Below are 929 nucleotides of genomic sequence, written 5' to 3'. Positions count from 1 at the left end.
CCCAATGTTTCGCGCGCGAAACATTGGGTCCGGTCCGGACCTGTCTGCGGGAGATGTGTTTCAGCGGTTTGGAAGGGCCCGCGCCTCAGCCCCCGGCGGGGGAAGGGGGTGCAGGGGCTGAGGTCAGGGCGGAGTTAGACGGGGGAGGGCCCGCTGGGAGAGATGGCGCAGCAGGGATCAGCCGAAATAGGGCTTGGGGTTGTAGTAGGGCAGGTCCGGGCGGGCGGCCAGCTGCTCCTGGCGGTCGAAGAAATACCCGATGGCGCGGCCGGCGGCGGCGGTGGCCAGCGGGTAGAGCAGGAACAGGGCCAGAAGCGGCGCCAGGGTGATGAAGACGCTGCTGGCGGCGATGGCGGTCAGGGCGGCTGCGGTGCCGGTAAGAGTGCTGATCAGGGCCATGCCGATGTCCTTTCGGTGAACTTTGTGCTGCCCCTTTTTAACAGGACGCGCGGCCCGATGCTGCTGTACCAAAGGATAGGACCGGGGTGCTGAGGGCTATCCGCTGCCTGCCAAGGGACAGGCGGGCTGTCCGCGGGGAGGGGGCCGGAATAAACTAACAGGCCCGCCTCAGCCCCTGCGGCTGAAGCGGGCCCGGACAGGCTGCGGCCCTCCCCCCTGGGCTGCGGCCTTCCTTAGCGGCGGCTCCCCCTCAGCCGCTGCCGTTCTTTTAGCTGCCTTCTGTCAGGTGCCCTCCTTCAGGGCCTGCGACATGCTGGCGAGCACCGGGCTGATCAGATAATCGGCCAGGGTCTGGCGGCCGGTTTCGATCATCGCCTGGGCCGGCATGCCGGGCAGCGTCTTGACATTGGGCAGGGCGGCCAGATCCGCCTCCTTGATGCGGATATGCACCGGGTAATAGGACTGGCCGGTGGCCTGGTCGAAGCTGCTGCCGGCCGCCACCATCACCACTTCTCCCTGCACCGGCGGGG

General features: G+C 67.8%; 1 protein-coding gene and 1 pseudogene. Both read right to left on the bottom strand.

Annotated features, from left to right (window positions below):
• Window positions 1-177: 177 nt before the first annotated feature.
• Window positions 178-399: a hypothetical protein gene (locus tag RA20_RS23285; RefSeq protein WP_039134801.1), complete on the bottom strand. Its 222-nt coding sequence runs from the start codon at window positions 397-399 to the stop codon at window positions 178-180.
• A 282-nt stretch (window positions 400-681) separates the two neighbouring features.
• Window positions 682-929: pseudogene (locus tag RA20_RS23280) on the bottom strand (HlyD family type I secretion periplasmic adaptor subunit); the annotation flags it as partial.

Origin of the sequence: Leisingera sp. ANG-Vp, assembly GCF_000813725.1 — a bacterium.
Classification (GTDB): domain Bacteria; phylum Pseudomonadota; class Alphaproteobacteria; order Rhodobacterales; family Rhodobacteraceae; genus Leisingera.
Note: the sequence above shows the minus strand (reverse complement) of the source record. Positions and strands in the feature narration are given on the sequence as shown.